At 59.5% G+C, this 21,747-nt stretch carries 26 protein-coding genes; 16 read left to right on the top strand and 10 right to left on the bottom strand.

Features of this window, described 5'->3' with window-relative positions; all coding sequences use genetic code 11:
• Positions 1-438 precede the first annotated feature (438 nt).
• Complete coding sequence (locus tag ABIA48_RS16530; protein WP_429490007.1) at positions 439-843, top strand: hypothetical protein; 405 nt, start codon at positions 439-441, stop codon at positions 841-843.
• 94 nt (positions 844-937) lie between these two features.
• Here the strand turns inward: ABIA48_RS16530 and ABIA48_RS16525 are convergent, their stop codons facing one another.
• Complete coding sequence (locus tag ABIA48_RS16525; protein ID WP_310056093.1) at positions 938-1,357, bottom strand: NINE protein; 420 nt, start codon at positions 1,355-1,357, stop codon at positions 938-940.
• 251 nt (positions 1,358-1,608) lie between these two features.
• Here ABIA48_RS16525 and ABIA48_RS16520 point away from each other — a divergent pair, with 251 nt between their 5' ends.
• On the top strand, positions 1,609-2,229 hold the full coding sequence (locus tag ABIA48_RS16520) for a C40 family peptidase (protein ID WP_429490005.1): 621 nt from the start codon (positions 1,609-1,611) through the stop codon (positions 2,227-2,229).
• A 131-nt stretch (positions 2,230-2,360) separates the two neighbouring features.
• Here ABIA48_RS16520 and ABIA48_RS16515 read toward each other — a convergent pair whose 3' ends face one another.
• The gene (locus tag ABIA48_RS16515; RefSeq protein WP_204929474.1) at positions 2,361-3,395 is read right to left on the bottom strand and encodes a type IV pilus twitching motility protein PilT; all 1,035 of its coding nucleotides are present in this window, start codon (positions 3,393-3,395) and stop codon (positions 2,361-2,363) included.
• A gap of 56 nt (positions 3,396-3,451) precedes the next feature.
• Between ABIA48_RS16515 and ABIA48_RS16510 the strand changes: the two genes are divergently transcribed.
• The 10 genes from ABIA48_RS16510 to ABIA48_RS16465 all read left to right on the top strand — a co-directional run bounded on the left by ABIA48_RS16510 (position 3,452) and on the right by ABIA48_RS16465 (position 10,438).
• On the top strand, positions 3,452-4,138 hold the full coding sequence (locus tag ABIA48_RS16510) for a YggS family pyridoxal phosphate-dependent enzyme (protein WP_007987811.1): 687 nt from the start codon (positions 3,452-3,454) through the stop codon (positions 4,136-4,138).
• A 35-nt stretch (positions 4,139-4,173) separates the two neighbouring features.
• Complete coding sequence (proC, locus tag ABIA48_RS16505) at positions 4,174-4,992, top strand: pyrroline-5-carboxylate reductase (RefSeq protein ID WP_429490002.1); 819 nt, start codon at positions 4,174-4,176, stop codon at positions 4,990-4,992.
• 24 nt (positions 4,993-5,016) lie between these two features.
• A complete protein-coding gene (locus ABIA48_RS16500; protein WP_429490000.1) occupies positions 5,017-5,604 on the top strand; it encodes a YggT family protein in 588 nt (195 codons plus the stop codon).
• Positions 5,604-5,897: a DUF167 domain-containing protein gene (locus tag ABIA48_RS16495; protein ID WP_277532692.1), complete on the top strand. Its 294-nt coding sequence runs from the start codon at positions 5,604-5,606 to the stop codon at positions 5,895-5,897. The genes ABIA48_RS16500 and ABIA48_RS16495 overlap by 1 nt, the downstream gene beginning before the upstream one ends.
• 184 nt (positions 5,898-6,081) lie before the next feature.
• Positions 6,082-7,221, top strand: coding sequence for a homoserine O-succinyltransferase MetX (gene metX / locus ABIA48_RS16490; protein ID WP_429489998.1), 1,140 nt, complete (start codon positions 6,082-6,084; stop codon positions 7,219-7,221).
• Between the two features lie 7 nt (positions 7,222-7,228).
• Entirely contained in the window at positions 7,229-7,849 is a 621-nt protein-coding gene (gene metW / locus ABIA48_RS16485; protein WP_007987819.1) for a methionine biosynthesis protein MetW, read from the top strand.
• Positions 7,850-7,875: 26 nt separating this feature from the next.
• Entirely contained in the window at positions 7,876-8,310 is a 435-nt protein-coding gene (locus tag ABIA48_RS16480) for a DUF4426 domain-containing protein (RefSeq protein ID WP_429489995.1), read from the top strand.
• A complete protein-coding gene (gene rdgB, locus ABIA48_RS16475) occupies positions 8,307-8,903 on the top strand; it encodes an RdgB/HAM1 family non-canonical purine NTP pyrophosphatase (protein WP_429489993.1) in 597 nt (198 codons plus the stop codon). The genes ABIA48_RS16480 and rdgB overlap by 4 nt, the downstream gene beginning before the upstream one ends.
• Complete coding sequence (gene hemW / locus ABIA48_RS16470) at positions 8,900-10,105, top strand: radical SAM family heme chaperone HemW (protein ID WP_429489991.1); 1,206 nt, start codon at positions 8,900-8,902, stop codon at positions 10,103-10,105. Before rdgB ends, hemW begins: the two co-directional genes overlap by 4 nt.
• 9 nt (positions 10,106-10,114) lie before the next feature.
• Complete coding sequence (locus ABIA48_RS16465) at positions 10,115-10,438, top strand: DUF3392 domain-containing protein (protein WP_008019970.1); 324 nt, start codon at positions 10,115-10,117, stop codon at positions 10,436-10,438.
• A gap of 131 nt (positions 10,439-10,569) precedes the next feature.
• Here ABIA48_RS16465 and trmB read toward each other — a convergent pair whose 3' ends face one another.
• The 4 genes from trmB to ABIA48_RS16445 all read right to left on the bottom strand — a co-directional run bounded on the left by trmB (position 10,570) and on the right by ABIA48_RS16445 (position 12,812).
• On the bottom strand, positions 10,570-11,295 hold the full coding sequence (trmB, locus tag ABIA48_RS16460) for a tRNA (guanosine(46)-N7)-methyltransferase TrmB (RefSeq protein ID WP_007987828.1): 726 nt from the start codon (positions 11,293-11,295) through the stop codon (positions 10,570-10,572).
• 9 nt (positions 11,296-11,304) lie between these two features.
• Positions 11,305-12,099: a thiazole synthase gene (locus ABIA48_RS16455; RefSeq protein ID WP_204929478.1), complete on the bottom strand. Its 795-nt coding sequence runs from the start codon at positions 12,097-12,099 to the stop codon at positions 11,305-11,307.
• 60 nt (positions 12,100-12,159) lie between these two features.
• On the bottom strand, positions 12,160-12,360 hold the full coding sequence (thiS, locus tag ABIA48_RS16450) for a sulfur carrier protein ThiS (protein WP_007953386.1): 201 nt from the start codon (positions 12,358-12,360) through the stop codon (positions 12,160-12,162).
• Between the two features lie 71 nt (positions 12,361-12,431).
• Positions 12,432-12,812 carry a DUF423 domain-containing protein gene (locus tag ABIA48_RS16445; protein WP_429489988.1) on the bottom strand — a complete coding sequence of 127 codons (381 nt, stop codon included), beginning with the start codon at positions 12,810-12,812 and terminating at the stop codon, positions 12,432-12,434.
• Positions 12,813-12,886: 74 nt separating this feature from the next.
• Between ABIA48_RS16445 and mtgA the strand changes: the two genes are divergently transcribed.
• Positions 12,887-13,609: a monofunctional biosynthetic peptidoglycan transglycosylase gene (gene mtgA, locus ABIA48_RS16440; protein ID WP_429489987.1), complete on the top strand. Its 723-nt coding sequence runs from the start codon at positions 12,887-12,889 to the stop codon at positions 13,607-13,609.
• 162 nt (positions 13,610-13,771) lie between these two features.
• Here mtgA and rpoH read toward each other — a convergent pair whose 3' ends face one another.
• The 4 genes from rpoH to ftsY form a co-directional block, all read right to left on the bottom strand.
• Entirely contained in the window at positions 13,772-14,626 is an 855-nt protein-coding gene (gene rpoH, locus ABIA48_RS16435; RefSeq protein ID WP_007975386.1) for an RNA polymerase sigma factor RpoH, read from the bottom strand.
• 112 nt (positions 14,627-14,738) lie between these two features.
• Positions 14,739-15,761, bottom strand: coding sequence for a permease-like cell division protein FtsX (gene ftsX / locus ABIA48_RS16430; protein WP_429489985.1), 1,023 nt, complete (start codon positions 15,759-15,761; stop codon positions 14,739-14,741).
• Entirely contained in the window at positions 15,758-16,429 is a 672-nt protein-coding gene (ftsE, locus tag ABIA48_RS16425) for a cell division ATP-binding protein FtsE (RefSeq protein WP_007975383.1), read from the bottom strand. The genes ftsX and ftsE overlap by 4 nt, the downstream gene beginning before the upstream one ends.
• Positions 16,426-17,925: a signal recognition particle-docking protein FtsY gene (gene ftsY, locus ABIA48_RS16420; protein WP_429489982.1), complete on the bottom strand. Its 1,500-nt coding sequence runs from the start codon at positions 17,923-17,925 to the stop codon at positions 16,426-16,428. The genes ftsE and ftsY overlap by 4 nt, the downstream gene beginning before the upstream one ends.
• 343 nt (positions 17,926-18,268) lie before the next feature.
• Here ftsY and ABIA48_RS16415 point away from each other — a divergent pair, with 343 nt between their 5' ends.
• From ABIA48_RS16415 to rsmD, 3 genes are read left to right on the top strand one after another with little or no spacing between them, the layout of a single operon-like run.
• Positions 18,269-19,624, top strand: coding sequence for a M16 family metallopeptidase (locus ABIA48_RS16415; protein ID WP_429489980.1), 1,356 nt, complete (start codon positions 18,269-18,271; stop codon positions 19,622-19,624).
• Positions 19,617-21,107: a M16 family metallopeptidase gene (locus ABIA48_RS16410; protein WP_429489978.1), complete on the top strand. Its 1,491-nt coding sequence runs from the start codon at positions 19,617-19,619 to the stop codon at positions 21,105-21,107. The genes ABIA48_RS16415 and ABIA48_RS16410 overlap by 8 nt, the downstream gene beginning before the upstream one ends.
• Positions 21,107-21,715 (top strand): 16S rRNA (guanine(966)-N(2))-methyltransferase RsmD, encoded by a 609-nt coding sequence (gene rsmD, locus ABIA48_RS16405; RefSeq protein ID WP_429489976.1) that lies wholly within the window; start codon positions 21,107-21,109, stop codon positions 21,713-21,715. Before ABIA48_RS16410 ends, rsmD begins: the two co-directional genes overlap by 1 nt.
• The last annotated feature ends 32 nt before the right edge of the window (positions 21,716-21,747 follow it).

The following is a 21,747-nucleotide window of genomic DNA, read 5'->3' as shown; positions in this document are numbered from 1 at the left end:
TGCCCCATCCTCCACTACCTTCCCCAAACAGCACAGCCGCATCAAGAAAATTTCTATAAACGATGGCGAATAAAATTACCCAACGAACAGAAATTTCTGACCTCTCTTCATCTGTGCGAAAATAGCTTCGCAACATACAGAAATAGCCTACAAAGTTATTGAATGCAGATTCAATACCCATCATTTAGTATAAAAACAGCACAAGGGAAATCAGGCGGCTTTACAGTTAACCCTGGGTTCAACTGGAGAGCCTAGGCGACTGCAGATTGGCGGGAGCCGTTGAAGCCATCTTCTCCAACGACGGGCAAACTTACTCACTGCCACTATGCGATGCCCCATAATTTCCTCAGAAGAAATGGATATGTTCCATGATTGGTTAAAATGAAAAGTGGCATAAAAGCCCTTACTTATGAGCTTCTGCATTCAGGAAGAGCCCACATGAAGACTCTTTACAAACACCTGAACTACAGCTACCCAGCGCTTTTAGCGATCACTTCCAGCGTAGCAATATTTACCATAGAAAGAAATTTGAGCGCAGGCATTTACGACATAGATCGAGACTCAATCGGAATACCAATAGGTGCAATCCTGATCGCAGGCCTAATGCTACTCATATTTCACCTAATGCAAATATACTTATATAGAAAAGCCCGCAAATACGATACTAATGGAATCCTGATAAAAGTATCAGCGTTGATAATTGCAGTTGCATCACTTGTAGTACTCGCCGACTGCATAGCTTACTGGGCCACCCCAAACCACTTCATCATTTCAATCTTCTACAGCTTCAGCACAATGGCATTTTTAACACTTCAACTTCAATTACTGAAAATATTTCAGTAGCCACTCATAGGCCGCAACTCAAGCAGACGGATAACTGGATCAGTCACCAAACGTAAAACCCTGCGGCGAGAGGGCCTGCCCCTCGCCGCAGAAATCAGCGACTCTGCGCGTTACGCAGCGAAACCTGGTCATTCAGCGTCCAGAAGTCATACAACACGCCAATAAAGAACAACCCGCCCGTCAGCAGGTACAGCAGCCCGCTGATCCATTTCCCCTGATACATCCGGTGCACGCCGAATACCCCGAGAAACGTCAGCAGAATCCACGCCACGTTGTATTCGATGGGGCCAGCGGTAAACCGCAGGTCAGCCTCGCGGTCCATGGACGGGATCAGGAACAGGTCGATCAGCCAGCCGATCCCCAGCAAGCCAAAGGTGAAGAACCAGATCGTCCCGGTCACCGGCTTGCCGTAATAGAAGCGGTGAGCGCCGGTAAAACCGAAAATCCACAGCAGGTAACCGATCACTTTGCTGTGGGTGTCTTGCTGCGGGACAGCCTGTTGATAGGGGTTCATGAATGGCCTCGAATCACACGATAGATAAATATTCTTTAATTCTTTGTGACTTTTTTACAGGCACCCGACGTATGGCAGGTGCTACCTTCACCCCCGCCAAAGCCTTGTAACACCGGACTCCTGTCCGACAATTGCGCCATTTTGCCGCATTTTTGCCACCATTGCCCCCCAGGTTGAATCGACCAACGGCCTCGGAAGCGGCAAAAAAGCTGTTATAAAGTTGCGCGCTAACTTATTAAGAGCCTTGCCTAATGCGTTCATTTTTCAAGACATGGCTAACCATTTGCCTTTTGATGCCACTGGCCGCCCACGCCACCAATCGTGAGCAACGTCTTCCTAACGTTAATGGTTACACCCCAAAATCCCATGCCTCTGCTCCTTCGAGCAAAGACAAAAAATCCGCTAAATATGCTCCAACCCTGGCCAGCGACAAAAGCGGCCTGGTTCCACCGATGGGCACCAAGGAAAGCAGCAACGTGCTGAGTCGCGCGGTGAATGTCCTCGGCACGCCCTATCGTTGGGGCGGCAGTAGCCCAAGCAAAGGCTTCGATTGCAGCGGCCTGGTGAAATACGCGTTCAACGACGCCACGTTCGACCTGCCACGCACCTCCAACGCCATGGCCAGCGGTCATGGGGAGAAAGTCGATCGCAACGACCTGAAACCAGGCGACCTGATTTTCTTCAACATCAAGAGTCGTCGGGTCAATCACGTTGCCATTTACCTGGGCAACGACCGCTTCATCCACGCGCCTCGTCGTGGCAAGTCGGTGTCCATCGACACTTTGAATAAACCGTACTGGGAAAACCACTACGTGGTTGCCAAACGGGTTCTGCCGAAAGAACCGAATCAGTTGCGTGTGGTTCAGCGCTGATTTCAGTGCCCTGAATCTGTATCGAACATAATGGCCCCTTCGCGAGCAAGCCCGCTCCCACTTTGGAATGCATTCCCCTGTGGGAGCGGGCTTGCTCGCGAAGAGGCCCTTGAAAGCACCACACATCCTCCTCAAAAACCTTCCGGCGACCGCGCTTTCTCCTGCGCATGATCAAGACTGATCAGCCCCTTGGTCACCAGGTTCTTCAAGCTCATATCCAGCGTCTGCATGCCCAACGCCCCTCCCGTCTGTATCGCCGAGTACATCTGAGCCACCTTGTCTTCGCGGATCAGGTTGCGGATCGCCGAGGTCCCCAGCATGATTTCGTGGGCAGCAACGCGCCCGCCACCGACCTTCTTCACCAGTGTCTGGGACACCACCGCCAGCAGCGACTCGGAAAGCATCGAACGCACCATCGCCTTCTCGTCCCCCGGAAATACATCCACCACTCGGTCGATGGTTTTCGCCGCCGACGTGGTGTGCAGCGTGCCGAACACCAGATGGCCGGTTTCGGCGGCGGTCAATGCCAGGCGAATGGTCTCCAGGTCACGCATCTCGCCCACCAGAATCACGTCAGGGTCTTCCCGTAGCGCCGAGCGCAGGGCCGTGGCGAAGCTGCGGGTATCGCGGTGGACTTCACGCTGGTTGATCAGGCATTTGCGCGATTCGTGGACAAACTCGATGGGGTCTTCAATCGTGAGGATATGGTGATGGCGATGGGTGTTCAGGTAATCGATCATCGCCGCCAGTGTGGTGGATTTGCCGGAACCGGTCGGACCGGTCACCAGCACCAGGCCACGGGGAGCATCGGTCATTTTGCGAAACACTTCTCCCATGCCCAGTTCGTCCATGCTCTGCACTTTCGACGGGATGGTGCGAAACACCGCACCCGCGCCACGGTTCTGGTTGAACGCATTGACCCGAAAACGCGCGACACCGGATACATCAAAGGAAAAGTCGGTTTCCAGGTGTTTCTCGAAGTCCGCCCGTTGGGTGTCATTCATGATGGCGTAGATCAGCGCCTGCACCTGCTTGTGGTCCATGGCCGGCAGGTTGATGCGCCGTACATCGCCATCCACCCGAATCATCGGCGGCAGGCCGGCGGACAAGTGCAGGTCGGATGCGCCCTGTTTGGCGCTGAATGCCAGCAGTTCGGTGATATCCATAGCGCCTCTCAATTCCAGTAGAATGCCGCGAACCTTCAGACCGCTGGCGCCTCTTGATGTCCACCATAGCAGACAACATTCTCGAAGTTAGTTCGCGCATAAACGCCGCAACACTCGCCGCCAACCGCGCCGAAAACAGCGTTCAACTGCTAGCCGTGAGCAAGACCAAACCCGCACAAGACCTGCGTGAAGCCTACGCCGCCGGCCTGCGCGACTTTGGCGAGAACTACCTGCAGGAAGCGCTGGGCAAGCAACTCGAACTGGCCGACCTGCCCTTGATCTGGCACTTCATCGGCCCCATTCAATCGAACAAGACTCGTGCTATCGCCGAGCACTTCGACTGGGTGCATTCCGTGGATCGTCTGAAAATCGCACAACGCCTGTCCGAACAACGTCCCGCCGGTTTGCCGCCACTGAACATCTGCATTCAGGTCAATGTCAGCGGTGAAGCCAGCAAATCCGGCTGCACCCCGGCCGACCTGCCGGCTCTGGCCAACGCCATCAGCGCCCTGCCACGCCTGAAGTTGCGCGGGTTGATGGCTATCCCTGAGCCGACTGAAGATCGCGCCGCCCAGGATGCCGCGTTTGCTGCCGTACAAAGCCTGCAAGCCAGCCTGAACCTGCCACTCGACACACTTTCCATGGGCATGAGCCACGATCTCGAATCGGCCATCGCCCAAGGCGCCACCTGGGTCCGTATCGGTACGGCCCTGTTTGGTGCCCGCGACTACGGTCAACCATGAACCATGGCTGACACACATCTGAATAAGGACCTGACATGAGCAAGACGCGTATTGCCTTTATCGGTGCCGGCAACATGGCCGCCAGCCTGATCGGCGGCCTGCGGGCCAAGGGTCTGGAAGCGGCGCAGATCCGCGCCAGCGATCCGGGCGAAGAAACCCGCGCTCGCGTGAGCGCTGAACACGGCATCGAAACCTTCGCCGACAACGCCCAGGCCATCGAAGGTGCCGACGTCGTCGTCCTGGCGGTCAAGCCGCAGGCGATGAAAGCCGTGTGCGAAGCCCTCCGCCCTAGCCTCAAACCCAATCAACTGGTGGTTTCGATTGCCGCAGGCATCACCTGCGCCAGCATGAACAACTGGCTCGGTGCCCAACCGATCGTGCGCTGCATGCCCAACACCCCGGCGCTGGTGCGTCAGGGCGCGAGCGGCCTGTTCGCTACCGCCGAAGTGACCGCCGAACAGCGTCAGCAAGCCCAGGATCTGCTGTCCGCAGTCGGCATCGCCCTGTGGCTGAACGAAGAACAGCAACTGGATGCGGTCACCGCCGTTTCCGGCAGCGGCCCGGCGTATTTCTTCCTGCTGATCGAAGCCATGACCGCCGCCGGCGTGAAACTCGGCCTGCCGGCGGACATCGCCGCGCAACTGACCCTGCAAACCGCACTGGGTGCCGCACACATGGCCGTCTCCAGCGACGTCGACGCGGCCGAGCTGCGCCGCCGTGTCACCTCGCCAGCGGGCACCACGGAAGCTGCAATCAAGTCATTCCAGGCCGGCGGCTTCGAAGCGCTGGTAGAAACAGCACTCGGCGCTGCCGCGCATCGCTCGGCCGAGATGGCTGAGCAACTCGGTCGCTAATCAGCTCTTACAAAGGAATCAACGATGCTTGGACTCAATGACGCTGCCATTTTCATCATTAAAACCCTTGGCAGCCTGTACCTGCTGATCGTACTGATGCGCTTCATCCTGCAACTGGTTCGGGCGAATTTCTACAACCCGCTCTGCCAGTTCATCGTCAAGGCCACGCAACCACTGCTCAAGCCTCTGCGCCGGGTCATCCCGAGCATGTTCGGGCTGGACATGTCGTCACTGGTACTGGCGCTGATCGTGCAGATAGTGCTGATGGCGGTCATCCTGCTGCTCAAAGGCTTCGAGGTCGACTTGCTGCTGTTGGTGCCTTGGGCTCTGATCGCCCTTTTCTCGCTGTTTTTGAATGTTCTGTTCTACGCGATGATCATCAGTGTGATTCTGTCCTGGGTTGCACCGGGTAGCCACAACCCTGGCGCAGAACTGGTCGCTCAGATCACTGAACCGGTCCTTGCACCGTTCCGCCGGTTCATCCCTAGCCTGGGTGGGCTCGACATCTCGCCGATCTTCGCGTTCATCGTGATCCAGTTGCTGCAAAGCTGGCTGATCCCGCGCCTTGCGTACTTTGCCTTCATGCCGCAGGGGCTGCTCGGCCTGATCTGATGAGCTACTTTCGCTGGGACGGTGACGACCTGATTCTGGAGTGTCACCTGCAACCGGCAGCCCGTAGCGATGACTTCGCCGGGCTGCACGGTGATCGCCTGAAGATTCGCCTGACCGCGCCGCCGGTCGAGGGCAAGGCCAACGCGTATCTGATGGCGTTTCTGGCCAAGGCCTTTGGCGTGTCCAAGAGCCAGGTCAGTTTGATCAGCGGCGAGTTGAACCGGCAAAAACGGGTGCGAATTCGTTCGCCGAAGAAGTTGCCGGATTTGCCTGGATTGGTGCGACAGAACTGATATACCGAGGTGCTGCCTTCGCGAGCAAGCCCGCTCCCACATTGGAATGCATTCCCCTGTGGGAGCGGGCTTGCTCGCGAATGGCGCACCTCGGTCTGAATGAATGAAATCAGGCCCGGCCTTTGCTTGCCGCTAACCCCAGCGGTCTTTAGACTTACGCCTCATTTCAATGAGAGCAGGGTCGATGCCAGCTGCCTTTCCCCCCGATTCTGTTGGTCTGGTGACGCCGCAAGTGGCGCACTTCAGCGAGCCGCTGGCTTTGGCCTGTGGACGTTCGCTCCCGGCCTACGACCTGATTTACGAAACCTATGGCACGTTGAACGCCATGGCGAGCAATGCCGTGCTGATCTGCCACGCCTTGTCCGGACACCACCACGCCGCCGGCTACCACAGCGCCGACGACCGCAAACCCGGTTGGTGGGACAGTTGCATCGGGCCGGGCAAGCCGATCGATACCAACAAGTTCTTCATTGTCAGCCTGAACAACCTTGGCGGTTGCAACGGTTCCACCGGGCCGAGCAGCATCAACCCGGACACTGGCAAGCCGTTCGGTGCCGACTTCCCGGTCTTGACCGTCGAGGATTGGGTGCACAGTCAGGCGCGCCTGGCCGATCGCCTCGGCATCGCCCAGTTCGCGGCCGTGATCGGCGGCAGCCTCGGCGGCATGCAGGCGATGCAATGGAGCATCACCTACCCTGACCGCATCCGTCACTGCCTGGCCATTGCCTCGGCGCCCAAGCTGTCGGCACAGAACATCGCGTTCAACGAAGTGGCGCGCCAGGCGATCCTCACCGACCCGGAATTCCACGGCGGTTCGTTCCAGGAACACAACGTGATTCCCAAGCGCGGCCTGATGCTGGCGCGGATGGTCGGGCACATCACCTACCTGTCCGATGACTCCATGGGCGAGAAATTCGGCCGCGGGCTGAAGAGCGAAAAACTCAACTACGACTTCCACAGCGTCGAGTTCCAGGTTGAAAGCTACCTGCGTTATCAGGGCGAAGAGTTCTCCGGGCGCTTCGATGCCAATACATATCTGTTGATGACCAAAGCGCTCGATTACTTCGATCCGGCGGCGAACTTCGACGATAACCTGGCAAAAACCTTTGAAGGTGCCAAAGCCAAGTTCTGCGTGATGTCGTTCACCACCGACTGGCGCTTCTCCCCGGCCCGTTCGCGGGAACTGGTGGACGCGCTGATGGCCGCGCGCAAGGACGTCTGCTACCTCGAGATCGACGCACCGCAAGGCCATGACGCCTTCCTGATTCCGATCCCGCGCTACCTGCAGGCATTCAGCAATTACATGAACCGCATTACGTTGTGAGAAAGCCATGAGAGCTGATCTGGAAATCATCCAGGAATGGATCCCCGCCGGCAGCCGCGTGCTCGACCTCGGGTGCGGCGATGGCGAACTGCTGACCTGGCTGCGCGACAACAAGCAAGTCACCGGTTATGGCCTGGAAAACGACGCCGACAACATTGCCGAGTGCGTGGCCAAGGGCATCAACGTCATCGAGCAAGACCTGGACAAGGGCCTGGGCAACTTTGCCAGCAACAGTTTCGACATCGTGGTCATGACCCAGGCGCTGCAAGCAGTGCACTATCCGGACAAGATCCTCGACGAAATGCTGCGTGTCGGTCGCCAGTGCATCATCACCTTCCCCAACTTCGGTCACTGGCGCTGCCGCTGGTACCTGGCGAGCAAGGGCCGGATGCCGGTTTCCGAGTTCCTGCCGTACACCTGGTACAACACGCCGAACATTCACTTCTGCACCTTCGCGGACTTTGAAGCCTTGTGTCGCGAACGTGAAGCGAAGGTCATTGATCGGCTTGCGGTGGATCAACAGCATCGGCACGGGTGGGCCAGTAAGCTATGGCCTAATCTGTTAGGTGAGATCGGAATCTACCGCGTCAGCAGTCCGGGACTTTCCGACCACAAGGTCGCGGTCTGATCCACCCTATTTCAAGGAGAACGATCATGGGTCGTCTAGCGTTGCTTCTACTCACTGCCTGCCTGAGCCTCACCGCCATGGGCGCCGAACCCATCAAGAGCGAGCGCCAGGAAACCTTCGGCGACGTGACGGTGCACTACAACACCTTCAACTCCACCTACCTGACCCCGGACATTGCCAAGTCCGCCGAACTGATCCGCAGCAAGAACCAGGGCGTGATCAATATCTCGGTGCTCAAGGAAGGCAAACCATTGATAGCCCAGGTGAGCGGCTCGGTCAAAGACCTGACCAGCCAGATCGTGCCACTGAAGTTCAAACAGATCACCGAACAAGGTGCGATCTACTACATCGCGCAATATCCGGTAGATCAACCGGAGGTCCGCACTTTCGACATCAAGGTGCAGACCGGTGACAAAATCAACACCATCAATTTCAACCAAGAGCTCTTCCCCGGCCAATGATCAATTTCACGCAACTCGTATTGGCCAGCCATAACGCCGGCAAGCTCAAGGAACTTCAGGCCATGCTCGGCGAATCAGTGCATCTGCGCTCGATCGGCGAGTTCAGCAGCGTGGAACCCGAAGAAACCGGTCTGTCGTTCGTCGAGAACGCCATCCTCAAGGCCCGCAATGCCGCGCGCATTTCCGGCCTGCCAGCGCTGGCTGACGATTCCGGGCTGGCGGTGGATTTCCTCGGTGGTGCGCCAGGCATTTATTCGGCGCGCTATGCCGACGGCAAGGGCGATGCAGCGAACAACGCCAAGCTGCTCGACGTGTTGAAAGAGGTGCCTGAAGCCGAGCGTGGTGCGCAGTTCGTCTGCGTGCTGGCGTTGGTGCGTCACGCCGATGATCCATTGCCGATCCTCTGCGAAGGTTTGTGGCACGGGCGAATCCTGACCCAGGCCAGCGGCGAACACGGTTTTGGCTACGACCCGCTGTTCTGGGTGCCGGAGCGCGATTGCTCCAGCGCCGAGTTGAGCCCGGGCGACAAAAACCAGATCAGCCACCGCGCCCGTGCAATGGATCTGCTGCGCCAGCGTCTGGGCTTGAAATGACCCGTGAATCATCTGCGTCGCCGCTGATCTTCGGCGGCGACGTTCAATCGCCTCGGGCGGCCCTGCCAGTGCTGCCGCCCCTGGCGCTGTACATCCACATTCCGTGGTGTGTACGCAAATGCCCTTATTGCGACTTCAACTCCCACACTGCCAGCCCGGTGCTGCCGGAAGAAGAGTACGTCGACGCATTGCTGGCCGACCTCGATCAGGACCTGCACGCCGTCTATGGTCGTGAACTGAGCTCGATCTTCTTTGGTGGCGGCACGCCGAGCCTGTTCAGTGCCGATTCGCTGGGTCGCTTGCTCAGAGGCGTCGAACAACGCATCCCCTTTGCCAGCGACATCGAAATCACGCTGGAAGCCAATCCGGGTACGTTCGAGCAAGACAAGTTCGTGGCATACCGGAAGCTGGGCATCAATCGCCTGTCGATCGGCATCCAGAGTTTTCAGCAAGAAAAGCTCGAAGCCTTGGGGCGGATTCACAACGGCGACGAAGCCGTACGTGCCGCCGGCATGGCGCGGCAGGCCGGGTTCGACAACTTCAATCTGGACTTGATGCATGGCTTGCCGAATCAGTCACTGGACGATGCCTTGGCCGATCTGCGCACAGCCATCGCCCTGAAACCGACACACCTGTCGTGGTATCAACTGACCCTGGAACCGAACACGGTGTTCTGGAACCAGCCGCCGACGCTGCCGGAAGACGACACGTTGTGGGACATTCAGGAAGCCGGGCAAGCGCTGCTGGCCGAACACGGTTACGCCCAGTACGAAGTCTCGGCCTATGCCCTGCCCGGACGTCCGGCGCGACACAACCTCAATTACTGGAGTTTTGGCGACTTCATTGGCATCGGTGCCGGCGCCCACGGCAAGCTCAGTCACCCGGACGGGCGCATTGTTCGCACCTGGAAAACCCGCTTGCCGAAGGATTACCTGAATCCGGCGAAAAGCTTCCAGGCCGGCGAGAAAGCGCTGACCAACGAAGAACTGCCGTTCGAGTTTCTGATGAATGCGCTACGCCTGACCGAGGGTGTCGAATCGCGGCTGTATCCGGAACGTACCGGGCTCAGCCTGGACAGCCTCGCCAAAGGTCGCCGCGAAGCCGAACAAAGCGGATTGTTGCAGGTCGAACCGTCACGCCTGGCAGCCACCGAGCGCGGACAACTCTTTCTCAATGACTTGCTGCAGACTTTTCTGACATAAGGAAATCGAATGGATCTGATACTCGACCTGCTGGCCACAGTATCCCGCTGGAGTCGCAGCAACCTCTCGGAAATCGCCCTGGCCCTGGTGGGCTGCCTGTTGGTGCTGTTTGGTGCGGATTTCAAAGGCTGGGTCGAGCAGCGTCTGGGCAGCATCGCCGGCGCCTTGCGCGTGCCGCTGATGTCCCTGCTGTGCATGATCGGCAGCGGCGCGGCGCTGATCTACGCCACGCCATGGGTCGTGCGCGGCTTGAGCCAGTTCAACAACTACAGCCTGGCGCCGGTGCTGTTGGTGGTGTTGGTGTTGATTGGCGTGGTCGCTGATCGCCGCTAATCCCGAGCCACACACAAAACAAATGTGGGAGCGGGCTTGCTCGCGAAAGCGGTGTATCAGACAACATTAATGTCGACTGACACGACGCCTTCGCGAGCAAGCCCGCTCCCACATTGTTTACTGTGTAAGTCTTAAGACTGCTTCTCGAACTTCAAATCCCACACACCATGCCCAAGACGTTCGCCACGGCGTTCGAACTTGGTGATCGGCCGTTCGGCCGGGCGCGGTACGCACTTGCCGTCTTCGGCGAGGTTGCGGTAACCCGGCGCAACGTTCATCACTTCCAGCATGTATTCGGCGTACGGTTCCCAGTCGGTGGCCATGTGCAGAATGCCACCGACCTTCAACTTGCTGCGTACCAGTTCGGCGAAGGACGCCTGAACGATACGGCGCTTGTGGTGACGGCTCTTGTGCCACGGGTCCGGGAAAAACAGCATCAGGCGATCGAGGCTGTTATCGGCCACGCAGCGGTTGAGCACTTCGATGGCATCGCAATCGTAGACCCGCAGATTGGTCAAACCCTGGGTCAGCACGCCATTGAGCAGCGCCCCGACACCCGGACGGTGAACCTCGACGCCGATGAAATCCTGATCCGGCGCAGCCGCTGCCATTTCCAGCAGCGAGTGGCCCATGCCAAAACCGATTTCCAGCGAGCGCGGTGCCGAGCGACCGAACACCTGGTCGAAGTCCACCGGCGCATCGGCCAGCGGCAGCACGTACAGCGGCGCGCCCTGCTCCAGGCCGCGTTGCTGGCCTTCGGTCATGCGCCCGGCACGCATCACGAAACTCTTGATGCGGCGGTGTTGGCGCTCGTCGCCTTCTTCCGTCTGGATAGGCGTGTCGTTCGATTCAGTCATCAATGGCTCTTACTTGATCAGACCATCCAGCGGCGAAGAGGCGCTGGCATAGAGTTTTTTCGGCATACGGCCGGCGAGGTAGGCCAGGCGGCCCGCGACGATCGCATGTTTCATGGCTTCAGCCATCATGACCGGCTGCTGGGCGTGGGCGATGGCCGAGTTCATCAGCACGGCATCACAACCCAGTTCCATGGCGATGGTGGCGTCGGAAGCGGTACCGACACCGGCATCCACCAGCACCGGAATTTTGGCTTCTTCGAGGATGATCTGCAGGTTGTACGGATTGCAGATCCCCAGACCGGAACCGATCAGGCCAGCCAGCGGCATCACCGCGATGCAGCCGATTTCCGCCAGTTGCCGGGCGACGATCGGGTCATCGCTGGTGTAGACCATCACGTCGAAGCCTTCCTTGACCAGCGTTTCGGCGGCCTTGAGGGTTTCGATCACGTTGGGGAACAGGGTTTTCTGGTCGGCCAGCACTTCCAGCTTCACCAGGTTGTGACCGTCGAGCAGCTCACGGGCCAGGCGGCAGGTACGCACGGCTTCGATGGCGTCGTAGCAACCAGCGGTGTTCGGCAGGAAGGTGTAGCGATCCGGCGACAGCACTTCGAGCAGGTTCGGCTCGCCCTCGATCTGACCGAGGTTGGTGCGGCGCACGGCGAAGGTGACGATCTCGGCACCCGAGGCTTCGATGGCCAGGCGGGTTTCTTCCATGTCACGGTACTTGCCGGTACCGACCAGCAAACGCGACTGGTAAGTACGACCGGCCAGGACGAAAGGCTTGTCGCTGCGAACGATGCTCATGGGAAATCCTCTGTAGGGGTGAGGTACTTGCAGAATTCTGTGACCACTCGGCCGAGACTACTAGCCGCCACCGATGGCGTGCACCACTTCGACGTTGTCGCCGTCGTTCAACGTGGTGTCTGCATGCTGACTGCGCGGGACGATATCCAGATTGAGTTCGACCGCCACCCGGCGTCCGGTCAGGTCCAGACGGGTCAGCAGGGCCGCAACGGTTTCACCGTCGGGCAGTTCAAAGGATTCGCCGTTCAACTGAATGCGCATGCCGGATGCCGCCATCATTTTTTGGGGCAGGCATTCTAGCTTGATCATGACCTAAAGGTCAGCAACAAGCGTCAAGCGGTAGGTTGCAAGCGCCAGGCGGCGAGTCCCAGGCAGAACCAGCCCACGAGGAACGCAAGACCGCCGAAAGGCGTGATGATGCCGAGCTTGCTGATACCCGTCAGCGTCAGCACGTAAAGACTGCCGGAGAACAGCAGGATACCGATCGCAAACGATGCGCAGGCCCAGGTGGCGAGTCGACCGGGAATTTGCGTGGCCAGCGCGGCGACACCGAGCAGCGCCAGGGCATGCACCAGTTGATAGGTGACGCCGGTATGGAAGATCGCCAGGTACTCGGCGCTCAGGCGGCTTTTCAGGCCATGGGCGGCAAAGGCCCCGAGACCGACACCGGTGAAGCCGAAAAAAGCGGCCAGCATCAGAAAGCCACGCAGCATGCAGAACTCCAGTCAGTTTCGATCTAAAGGGTCTGTATAATGGCCCGCTCAACGGGTTCGGCCAAGCCATCTCTATGCTGCGTATCTATTTTCGTCGTTTCACCAAGGCCGTGCTCTGGTTCATGGGTGGCAGCGTATTGCTGGTGCTGATCTTTCGCGTGGTGCCGCCACCGGGGACGGCGCTGATGGTCGAGCGCAAGATCGAATCCTGGTTCGACGGCGAACCCATTGACCTTCAACGCACCTGGAAACCCTGGGACGAGATCTCCGATGACCTGAAAGTTGCGGTGATTGCCGGGGAAGACCAGAAGTTCTCCGAGCACTGGGGCTTCGATATCGGCGCGATTCAAGCGGCGTTTGCCCATAACGAGCGTGGCGGTTCGATCCATGGCGCCAGCACCCTGAGCCAGCAAGTCTCGAAAAACCTGTTCCTGTGGTCTGGCCGCAGCTGGCTGCGCAAAGGCCTGGAAGCCTGGTTCACCGGACTGATCGAAGTGCTCTGGCCCAAGCAGCGGATTCTTGAGGTGTACCTCAACAGTGTCGAGTGGGATGACGGCGTGTTTGGCGCTGAAGCGGCGGCCCGGCATCACTTTGGCGTGAGCGCTAAAGGCCTCAGCCGCCAGCAGTCGAGCCTGCTTGCCGCCGTACTGCCCAACCCGCGGGTTTGGAGTGCGAGCCATCCGACCACCTACGTTTCACGTCGGGCTGGCTGGATCAGGCAGCAGATGAGTCAGTTGGGCGGGGACAGCTATCTGGTCGGGCTGAACGACTCGCGCCGGGCGCCTTGGGCCGAATAACTGATCATAATTCTTCAGCCCCTGAAAACCACTGTGGGAGCGGGCTTGCCCGCGATGACGGCCTGACATTCAACTTTTATATTGAATGTTCGGGCCTCATCGCGAGCAAGCTCGCTCCCACAGGATCAATGATCGGGGCGTTTTTTATTGCCAGGTCGCCGGTTACGCAGCGATCGACAACTTGAGCTTGTTCATCGCACTCTTCTCGAGTTGGCGAATACGCTCGGCCGACACGTTGTACTTCTGCGCCAGGTCGTGCAGCGTGGCTTTTTCTTCCGCCAGCCAGCGCTGGTAGAGGATGTCACGGCTGCGGTCGTCCAGCACTTCCAGTGCTTCGTGCAGGTTGTGGTTGGAGTTGTCGCTCCAGTCGGCATCTTCCAGTTGACGGGCCGGGTCGTACCGGTGGTCTTCCAGATAGTTGGCCGGCGACTGGAAAGCACTGTCGTCGTCCGCTTCGGCAGCCGGGTCGAAGGCCATGTCATGACCCGTCAGGCGGCTTTCCATCTCGCGCACTTCCCGAGGCTCTACACCCAGGCTTTCTGCCACGCGATGGACTTCCTCGTTGTTCAACCAGGCCAGGCGTTTCTTCTGGCTGCGCAGGTTGAAGAACAACTTGCGCTGGGCCTTGGTGGTCGCGACTTTCACGATGCGCCAGTTGCGCAGGATGAACTCGTGGATTTCCGCCTTGATCCAGTGCACGGCAAAGGACACCAGGCGCACGCCCATTTCCGGGTTGAAGCGTTTCACGGCCTTCATCAGACCGACGTTGCCTTCCTGGATCAGGTCAGCCTGAGCCAGGCCATAGCCGGAATAGCTACGGGCGATATGTACGACAAAACGCAGGTGGGCGAGCACCATCTGCCGAGCCGCCCCCAAATCCTGCTCATAATAGAGACTCTCGGCCAGTTCACGCTCCTGCTCCGGCGACAGCAATGGAATGCTGTTGACGGTGTGCACATAGGCCTCCAGGTTCGCACCCGGGACCAGAGCATATGCAGGTTGCAAAGAATTGGTCATACGAAAAAACCTCCGACTTACAAACTCGTGCAGTTCAGCACTGCGAAAATTGACCGGAAACCAAAAGACAAGTTCCCAAAAACGCTGAAAGGTCAATACGAGCAAAGTGATACTACTTAGGCGCAAGCTCCCTCAGGTGGCGTGCGACTGCAATCCATGCACCGATATACCCCAACAGCACCGCGCCAAGCAAGAGAGACAGACCGTCGGCAACTGGCACTCCAGCCAGCGCAAAATCACTGCCGTACAAACCGGCCAGCCCAACCACCGCGTCGTTCAGCCAGTCAAGGCCGAACGCCAGTACGCCCCAGGAAAGAATCCCCGCACCGAAGCCATACAGCGCGCCCATATATAGAAAGGGCCTGCGTACATAGCTGTCAGTGCCGCCGACCAGTTTAATCACTTCTATCTCTGTGCGGCGGTTTTCAATATGAAGACGAATGGTATTGCCTATCACCAAAAGTAATGCAGAAACCAGAAGCACGGTCAGACCGAAGACAAAACGGTCACCCAGCTTGAGGATGGCTGCCAGACGCTCGACCCAGACTAAATCAAGTTGCGCCTGCTGTACCTTCGGCAGCTCGGATAGTTTTTGTCTTAATGCTTCAAGGGCCGGTTTGTCGACTTCGTTCGGCGTCACCAGCACCACGCCCGGCAGCGGGTTCTCCGGCAATTCCTTGAGCGCCTCGCCCAGACCGGACTGTTGCTGGAACTCTTCCAGGGCCTGCTCCCGGCCAACATATTCGGCATCGGCCACGCCAGGCATGCCCTTGATCTGATCGCGCAGCGATTCGCCTTCAGCCGGTTTGGCTTCAAGGTCCAGATACAGGGAAATTTGCGCCGCGCGCTGCCAGGACCCGCCCAGACGCTCGACGTTACTTAGCAAAAGTGACAGGCCCATGGGCAAACTCAGGGCCACCGCCATCACCATGTAGGTGAAAAAACTGCCAATGGGTTGCTTGCCCAGGCGGCGCAAACTGTCCACCAGGCTGGCGCGATGGCTTTCGATCCAGGCGCGGAACAGCGTGGCGAAGTCCGGACCGTCATCATCGTCGTGTTTTTTCTTGGTCGGTTGCGGATCCGCGGCCTTGGGGGCCACGCGCTCGGAAACCTTTGGACTGCGTGTCGCACTCATACTGCGGCCTCCCCGTCGCCGATCAATCGACCGCGCTGCAAGGTCAGCATGCGGTGGCGCATGCGGGCGATCAGGGCCAGGTCGTGGCTGGCGATCAGCACGCTGGTGCCCAAACGATTGATATCCTCGAACACACCCATGATTTCCGCCGCCAGGCGCGGGTCGAGGTTACCGGTCGGTTCGTCCGCCAACAGCAAGGCCGGGCGATGGACGATGGCGCGGGCGATACCGACGCGCTGCTGCTGACCGGTGGACAGGTCACCCGGGTACAGATCGGTTTTATCCGACAGCGCCACGCGCTCCAATGCCGAGTCCACGCGCTTGGCGATCTCGGCCTTGGACAGACCCAGGATCTGCAAAGGCAACGCGACGTTATTGAACACCGTGCGATCGAACAGCAACTGGTGATTCTGGAACACCACGCCGATCTGCCGACGCAAGAAAGGAATCTGCGCGTTGCTGATGGTGCTCAGGTCTTGCCCGGCGAGCAGCAACTTGCCGCTGGTCGGGCGCTCCATGGCCAGCAACAGGCGCAATAGCGTGGATTTACCGGCGCCGGAATGGCCGGTGACAAACAGAAATTCGCCACGACGGACTCGAAAGCTCAGCTCATGCAAGCCGACGTGACCGTTCGGGTAGCGTTTACCGACCTGTTCGAAACGAATCATGAACGCTCCCGCTCGGCAAACAGTGCCTGGACAAAGGGTTCGGCTTCAAAGGTACGCAAATCATCGATGCCTTCACCGACACCAATGTAGCGGATCGGCAGACCGAACTGCTTGGCCAGGGCGAAAATCACCCCGCCTTTCGCGGTGCCGTCGAGTTTGGTCAGCGCCAGGCCGGTCAGTTCGACGGTCTGGTTGAATTGCTTGGCCTGGTTGATGGCGTTCTGGCCGGTGCCGGCATCGAGCACCAGCAGCACTTCGTGCGGCGCGTCGGCGTCGAGCTTGCCGATCACCCGGCGAACCTTTTTCAACTCTTCCATCAGGTTGTCTTTGGTGTGCAGGCGACCGGCGGTGTCGGCGATCAACACATCGATGCCACGGGCCTTGGCGGCCTGCACGGCATCGAAGATCACCGAGGCCGAGTCGGCACCAGTGTGCTGGGCGATCACCGGGATCTTGTTGCGCTCTCCCCATACCTGCAATTGCTCGACCGCCGCGGCGCGGAAAGTGTCGCCGGCAGCCAGCATGACCTTCTTGCCTTCCAGCTGCAGCTTCTTGGCCAACTTGCCGATGGTGGTGGTTTTACCCGCGCCATTGACGCCGACCACCAGAATCACGAACGGCTTGTTCTGCGAGGTGATCTTCAACGGCTGCTCGACAGGCTTGAGCATCGCAGCCAGCTCGGCTTGCAGGGATTTGTACAGGGCATCGGAGTCGGCCAGCTCTTTGCGCGCGACCTTCTGCGTCAAACGCTGAATGATCACAGACGTGGCTTCGACACCAACGTCGGCGGTCAGCAGGCGAGTCTCGAGGTCTTCGAGCAGCTCGTCATCAATGGCCTTCTTGCCCAGGAACAGGCTGGCCATGCCTTCGCCAATACTGGCGCTGGTCTTGGACAGCCCCTGCTTGAGGCGGGCAAAGAAACCGGCCTTGGTTTCTTCAGTGCGTACGGGTTCGACCGGGGTTTCGACGGGAGCGATGACCGGCGCAACTACTGGCGCAGACGCTTGGACAACTGGAGCAACCGGAGCAACCGGAGCAATCGGCGCTACTGGCTCGATCACAACCGGCTCGGGCTCAGCCATAACGACGGGTGCAACGACCGGTTCGACCACAGGCGCTTCAACCGGTGCAGGCGCGAAAGCAGTCGGCGCCGGAATCGGTGGCGTCACGTGGGGAGCCAGGTCATTTTCGACCAGCGCCACCGGCTCTTCCGCCACCGGCAAAGTCAGCCACGGCTCGGCAGCAGTGGTCAGCGGCTGCTCAATGATCTCGCTGACAGGCTCGGCCTGCGATTGCAGCACCGGCTCGGCAATCGGCAGGACAACCGGTGCGGGCGCTTCTATTACCGGGGCCGAGGCCGGGGCCGGCGCGGGTTCAGGAATGGCTGGTGGCTGTTCGACGACGGCTTCCTGCGGCTTTTTGCGCAGCCATCCGAACAGGCTTTTCTTCTCGCCAGCCGTAGCTGGGGTCTTCTTGTCGTCGTTGGAACCAAACATGGAGGACGGCTATCTCACGGTAGCGACGCGCCAATGGCGCCTCGGCAAATAAAAATTCGATGCAGAACAGACTGCGATTGACGCAGCTTGTTCACGCGCAACATTTTGTCGAGATGGACAACACCACCTCAAGGAAACGATTTCACACGGGACAGATGCGGCAAAATCGGCGAAAAAGCGGAGTTTAGCTGATAAATATCCACATTCCGTCGCAAACCCATACAACCTGATCAAACATGCGTGCCTGATAGGCGTGGCCGCCGCTAAAACGGATCAGTATCCTAGCACCCTCTCGCCCGCTGACGCTAAGACCAAGCGGGCAGCCCCAAAGGTTTAAAAACGAATGAATGCTCTAGCCCGCCGCGCTGCAGGCCTGCTGCTCAGCACAGTTTGCCTGCCCCTTTCGGCCCTGGCTGCCGACCCGCAACCCACCCACGAATTCACCCTCGACAACGGCCTGAAGGTGGTCGTGCGTGAGGACCACCGCGCACCCGTGGTGGTTTCCCAGGTCTGGTACAAGGTTGGCTCCAGCTACGAGACGCCGGGTAATACCGGCCTGTCCCACGCCCTGGAACACATGATGTTCAAGGGCAGCGAGAAAGTCGGCCCCGGCGAAGCCTCGTTGATCCTGCGTGACCTCGGCGCCGAAGAGAACGCATTCACCAGCGACGACTTCACCGCGTACTACCAGGTACTGGCCCGGGATCGCCTGGGCGTCGCCTTCGAACTGGAAGCCGACCGCATGGCCAGCCTGCGCCTGCCGGCCGACGAGTTCGCCAGGGAAATCGAAGTCATCAAGGAAGAACGTCGCCTGCGCACCGACGACAAGCCGATGTCCAAAGCCTATGAGCGCTTCAAGGCCATGACCTACCCGGCCAGCGGCTATCACACGCCGACCATCGGCTGGATGGCTGACCTTGAGCGGATGAAAGTCGAAGAACTGCGCCACTGGTACCAGACCTGGTACGTGCCGAACAACGCCACGCTGGTGGTGGTCGGCGACGTGACGCCTGACGAAGTCAAAGCCCTGGCCCAGCGTTATTTCGGTCCGATCGCCAGGCGCGATGTACCGGCCGCGAAAAAACCTCTGGAGCTGGCCGAGCCCGGCGAACGCCAGATCACCCTGCATGTGCAGACCCAACTGCCAAGCCTGATGCTGGCCTTCAACGTGCCGGGCATTGCCACCGCCGAAGACAAGCGCCCGGTCAATGCCCTGCGACTGATTTCGGCGCTGCTCGACGGCGGCTATAGCGGACGCATCCCGGCGCAACTGGAACGGGGCGAGGAACTGGTGTCCGGCGGTTCGTCGAGTTACGACGCCTATACCCGCGGCGACAGCCTGTTCACTTTGTCGGCCACACCCAACAGCCAGAAACACAAGACCATCGCCCAGGCCGAGGCCGGTTTGTGGAAGCTGCTCGAGCAGCTGAAAACCACCGCGCCATCCGCTGAAGAGCTGGAGCGCGTGCGTGCGCAAGTCATCGCCGGCCTGGTCTACGAGCGCGACTCGATCACCAGCCAGGCCACCGCCATCGGCCAACTGGAAACCGTCGGCCTGTCATGGAAACTGATGGACACCGAACTGGCCGATCTGGAAAGCGTGACACCGCAAGACATCCAGAACGCCGCCAAGCTGTATTTCACCCGCGAACGTCTCAGCGTCGCCCATGTACTGCCACTGGAGACGACTCATGAGTGAGCGTAAAAAATCCCGTCTGGCCCTGATCGGCCTGATCGCCGTCGCCGTTATCGGCTCCGCCGCGTTCTATCTGTCGCGCTCCGGCGAATCCAGCGCCAGCGAAGCCCTCGACAAAGCCAAGGCCAGCCAGAAGCTGCAATCGCTGACCGAACTCAACGACAAGGCGCCGAGCCACCGCAAACTCGACGTACAAACCTGGAGCACCGCCGAAGGCGCAAAAGTCCTGTTCGTCGAAGCCCGTGAGCTGCCGATGTTCGACATGCGCCTGATCTTTGCCGCCGGCAGCAGCCAGGACGGCGACGTACCAGGCTTGGCGCAACTGACCAACGCCATGCTCAACGAAGGCGTGGCAGGGAAAGATGTCGGCGCCATCGCCCAAGGCTTCGAAGGCCTGGGGGCCGACTTCGGTAATGGCGCCTATAAAGACATGGCAATTGCCTCGCTTCGTAGCCTCAGCGCCAATGACAAACGCGAGCCGGCCCTGAAGCTGTTCACCGAAGTCGTCGGCAAGCCGACCTTCCCTGCCGATTCGTTTGCGCGCATCAAGAACCAGCTGCTCGCCGGGTTCGAGTACCAGAAGCAGAACCCCGGCAAACTGGCCAGCCTGGAACTGATGAACCGCCTGTACGGCGACCACCCGTACGCCCACTCCAGCGACGGCACGGCGACAACCGTACCGGCGATTACCCTGGCACAGCTTCGGGCGTTCCACGAGAAAGCCTACGCAGCGGGTAACGTGGTGATCGCACTGGTCGGTGACCTGTCCCGCGCAGAAGCCGAGGCGATTGCCGCACAGGTTTCCAGCGCCCTGCCCAAAGGCCCGGCCTTGCCGAAAATCGCGCAACCCGTCGAGCCCAAGGCCAGCATCGGCCACATCGAGTTCCCGTCCAAGCAGACCAACCTGATGCTCGCGCAACTGGGCATCGACCGTGACGATCCGGACTACGCAGCGTTGTCCATGGGCAACCAGATCCTCGGCGGTGGCGGCTTCGGCACCCGGTTGATGAGCGAAGTGCGTGAGAAACGCGGCCTGACGTATGGCGTATATTCGGGCTTCACCCCGATGCAGGTACGCGGTCCGTTCATGATCAACCTGCAAACCCGCGCCGAAATGAGTGAAGGCACCCTGAAACTGGTGCAGGAAGTGCTCGCCGACTACCTTAAAACCGGCCCGACCGAAAAAGAACTCGACGACGCCAAGCGTGAACTGGCCGGCAGCTTCCCGCTGTCCACCGCCAGCAACGCCGACATCGTCGGGCAACTGGGTGCCATTGGCTTCTATAACCTTCCATTGAGCCACCTGGAAGATTTCATGCAGCAATCCCAGGCCCTGACCGTCGAACAGGTCAAGGCCGCCATGAACAAACACCTGAGCACGGACAAAATGGTCATCGTCAGCGCTGGCCCGACCGTGCCGCAAAAGCCGTTACCGGCCCCTACTGATAAACCTTCCGAGCAGCCGCTCGGGGTTCCGGAGCATTAATGGCCAGTCCAAAAAAACCTGCACGCAATGTCCATAACGGCGTCAACCAGCTGCGCATCATCGGCGGCGAATGGCGCAGCCGGAAACTGAGCTTCCCCGACGCCCCGGGCCTGCGTCCGACGCCGGATCGCGTGCGTGAAACCCTGTTCAACTGGCTCGCGCCGTACGTGCCGGGCGCCAAGGTGCTCGACCCGTTTACCGGCAGCGGCGCGCTGTTCCTCGAAGCACTGTCCCGTGGCGCGGCCATGGGCCAGGCGCTCGACGCCAGCAGTATCGCGGTGTCCAGCCTGAAGGAGCACCTGGGCACCTTGCGGTGCACCAACGGCCAGGTCCAGACCGCCGACGCCCTGCGTTATCTGGAAACCCAGACCGCAACGGCCTACGACCTGGTATTCCTCGATCCGCCGTTCAACCAGAACCTGCTGCCCGCCGTTTGCAAGTTGCTCGAAGAGCGCCAATGGCTGGCCGAAGAGGCCTGGGTGTACACCGAAAGCGAATCTGCGCCGTCGACCCTGGGCCTGCCGGGCAACTGGCGCCTGCACCGGGAGCAAAAATCCGGGCGCGTGTATTACTCGTTGTGGCAACGTATGGCAGAGATCGCCGGTTAATCGATCGGCCTGAAAAAGGTGCGTACGCGCTA

It is taken from the genome of Pseudomonas sp. S30_BP2TU TE3576, from assembly GCF_050436025.1.
Lineage (GTDB): Bacteria > Pseudomonadota > Gammaproteobacteria > Pseudomonadales > Pseudomonadaceae > Aquipseudomonas.
This window is presented reverse-complemented; position numbering and strand designations above follow the sequence as displayed.

Bases quoted from the DNA above. Each gene is read 5' to 3' on its own strand.
- ftsE (WP_007975383.1), bottom strand. From the start codon at position 16,429: ATGATTCGTTTCGAACAGGTCGGTAAACGCTACCCGAACGGTCACGTC.
- ABIA48_RS16515 (WP_204929474.1), bottom strand. From the start codon at position 3,395: ATGGATATCACCGAACTGCTGGCATTCAGCGCCAAACAGGGCGCATCC.
- proC (WP_429490002.1), top strand. From the start codon at position 4,174: ATGAGCAAGACGCGTATTGCCTTTATCGGTGCCGGCAACATGGCCGCC.
- ABIA48_RS16480 (WP_429489995.1), top strand. From the start codon at position 7,876: ATGGGTCGTCTAGCGTTGCTTCTACTCACTGCCTGCCTGAGCCTCACC.
- rpoH (WP_007975386.1), bottom strand. From the start codon at position 14,626: ATGACCAATTCTTTGCAACCTGCATATGCTCTGGTCCCGGGTGCGAAC.
- ftsY (WP_429489982.1), bottom strand. From the start codon at position 17,925: ATGTTTGGTTCCAACGACGACAAGAAGACCCCAGCTACGGCTGGCGAG.
- mtgA (WP_429489987.1), top strand. From the start codon at position 12,887: ATGCTGCGTATCTATTTTCGTCGTTTCACCAAGGCCGTGCTCTGGTTC.
- trmB (WP_007987828.1), bottom strand. From the start codon at position 11,295: ATGACTGAATCGAACGACACGCCTATCCAGACGGAAGAAGGCGACGAG.
- hemW (WP_429489991.1), top strand. From the start codon at position 8,900: ATGACCCGTGAATCATCTGCGTCGCCGCTGATCTTCGGCGGCGACGTT.
- ABIA48_RS16415 (WP_429489980.1), top strand. From the start codon at position 18,269: ATGAATGCTCTAGCCCGCCGCGCTGCAGGCCTGCTGCTCAGCACAGTT.
- metX (WP_429489998.1), top strand. From the start codon at position 6,082: ATGCCAGCTGCCTTTCCCCCCGATTCTGTTGGTCTGGTGACGCCGCAA.
- ftsX (WP_429489985.1), bottom strand. From the start codon at position 15,761: ATGAGTGCGACACGCAGTCCAAAGGTTTCCGAGCGCGTGGCCCCCAAG.
- rsmD (WP_429489976.1), top strand. From the start codon at position 21,107: ATGGCCAGTCCAAAAAAACCTGCACGCAATGTCCATAACGGCGTCAAC.
- metW (WP_007987819.1), top strand. From the start codon at position 7,229: ATGAGAGCTGATCTGGAAATCATCCAGGAATGGATCCCCGCCGGCAGC.
- ABIA48_RS16520 (WP_429490005.1), top strand. From the start codon at position 1,609: ATGCGTTCATTTTTCAAGACATGGCTAACCATTTGCCTTTTGATGCCA.
- ABIA48_RS16445 (WP_429489988.1), bottom strand. From the start codon at position 12,812: ATGCTGCGTGGCTTTCTGATGCTGGCCGCTTTTTTCGGCTTCACCGGT.
- thiS (WP_007953386.1), bottom strand. From the start codon at position 12,360: ATGCGCATTCAGTTGAACGGCGAATCCTTTGAACTGCCCGACGGTGAA.
- ABIA48_RS16530 (WP_429490007.1), top strand. From the start codon at position 439: ATGAAGACTCTTTACAAACACCTGAACTACAGCTACCCAGCGCTTTTA.
- ABIA48_RS16500 (WP_429490000.1), top strand. From the start codon at position 5,017: ATGCTTGGACTCAATGACGCTGCCATTTTCATCATTAAAACCCTTGGC.
- ABIA48_RS16495 (WP_277532692.1), top strand. From the start codon at position 5,604: ATGAGCTACTTTCGCTGGGACGGTGACGACCTGATTCTGGAGTGTCAC.
- ABIA48_RS16455 (WP_204929478.1), bottom strand. From the start codon at position 12,099: ATGAGCATCGTTCGCAGCGACAAGCCTTTCGTCCTGGCCGGTCGTACT.
- ABIA48_RS16465 (WP_008019970.1), top strand. From the start codon at position 10,115: ATGGATCTGATACTCGACCTGCTGGCCACAGTATCCCGCTGGAGTCGC.
- ABIA48_RS16410 (WP_429489978.1), top strand. From the start codon at position 19,617: ATGAGTGAGCGTAAAAAATCCCGTCTGGCCCTGATCGGCCTGATCGCC.
- ABIA48_RS16525 (WP_310056093.1), bottom strand. From the start codon at position 1,357: ATGAACCCCTATCAACAGGCTGTCCCGCAGCAAGACACCCACAGCAAA.
- ABIA48_RS16510 (WP_007987811.1), top strand. From the start codon at position 3,452: ATGTCCACCATAGCAGACAACATTCTCGAAGTTAGTTCGCGCATAAAC.
- rdgB (WP_429489993.1), top strand. From the start codon at position 8,307: ATGATCAATTTCACGCAACTCGTATTGGCCAGCCATAACGCCGGCAAG.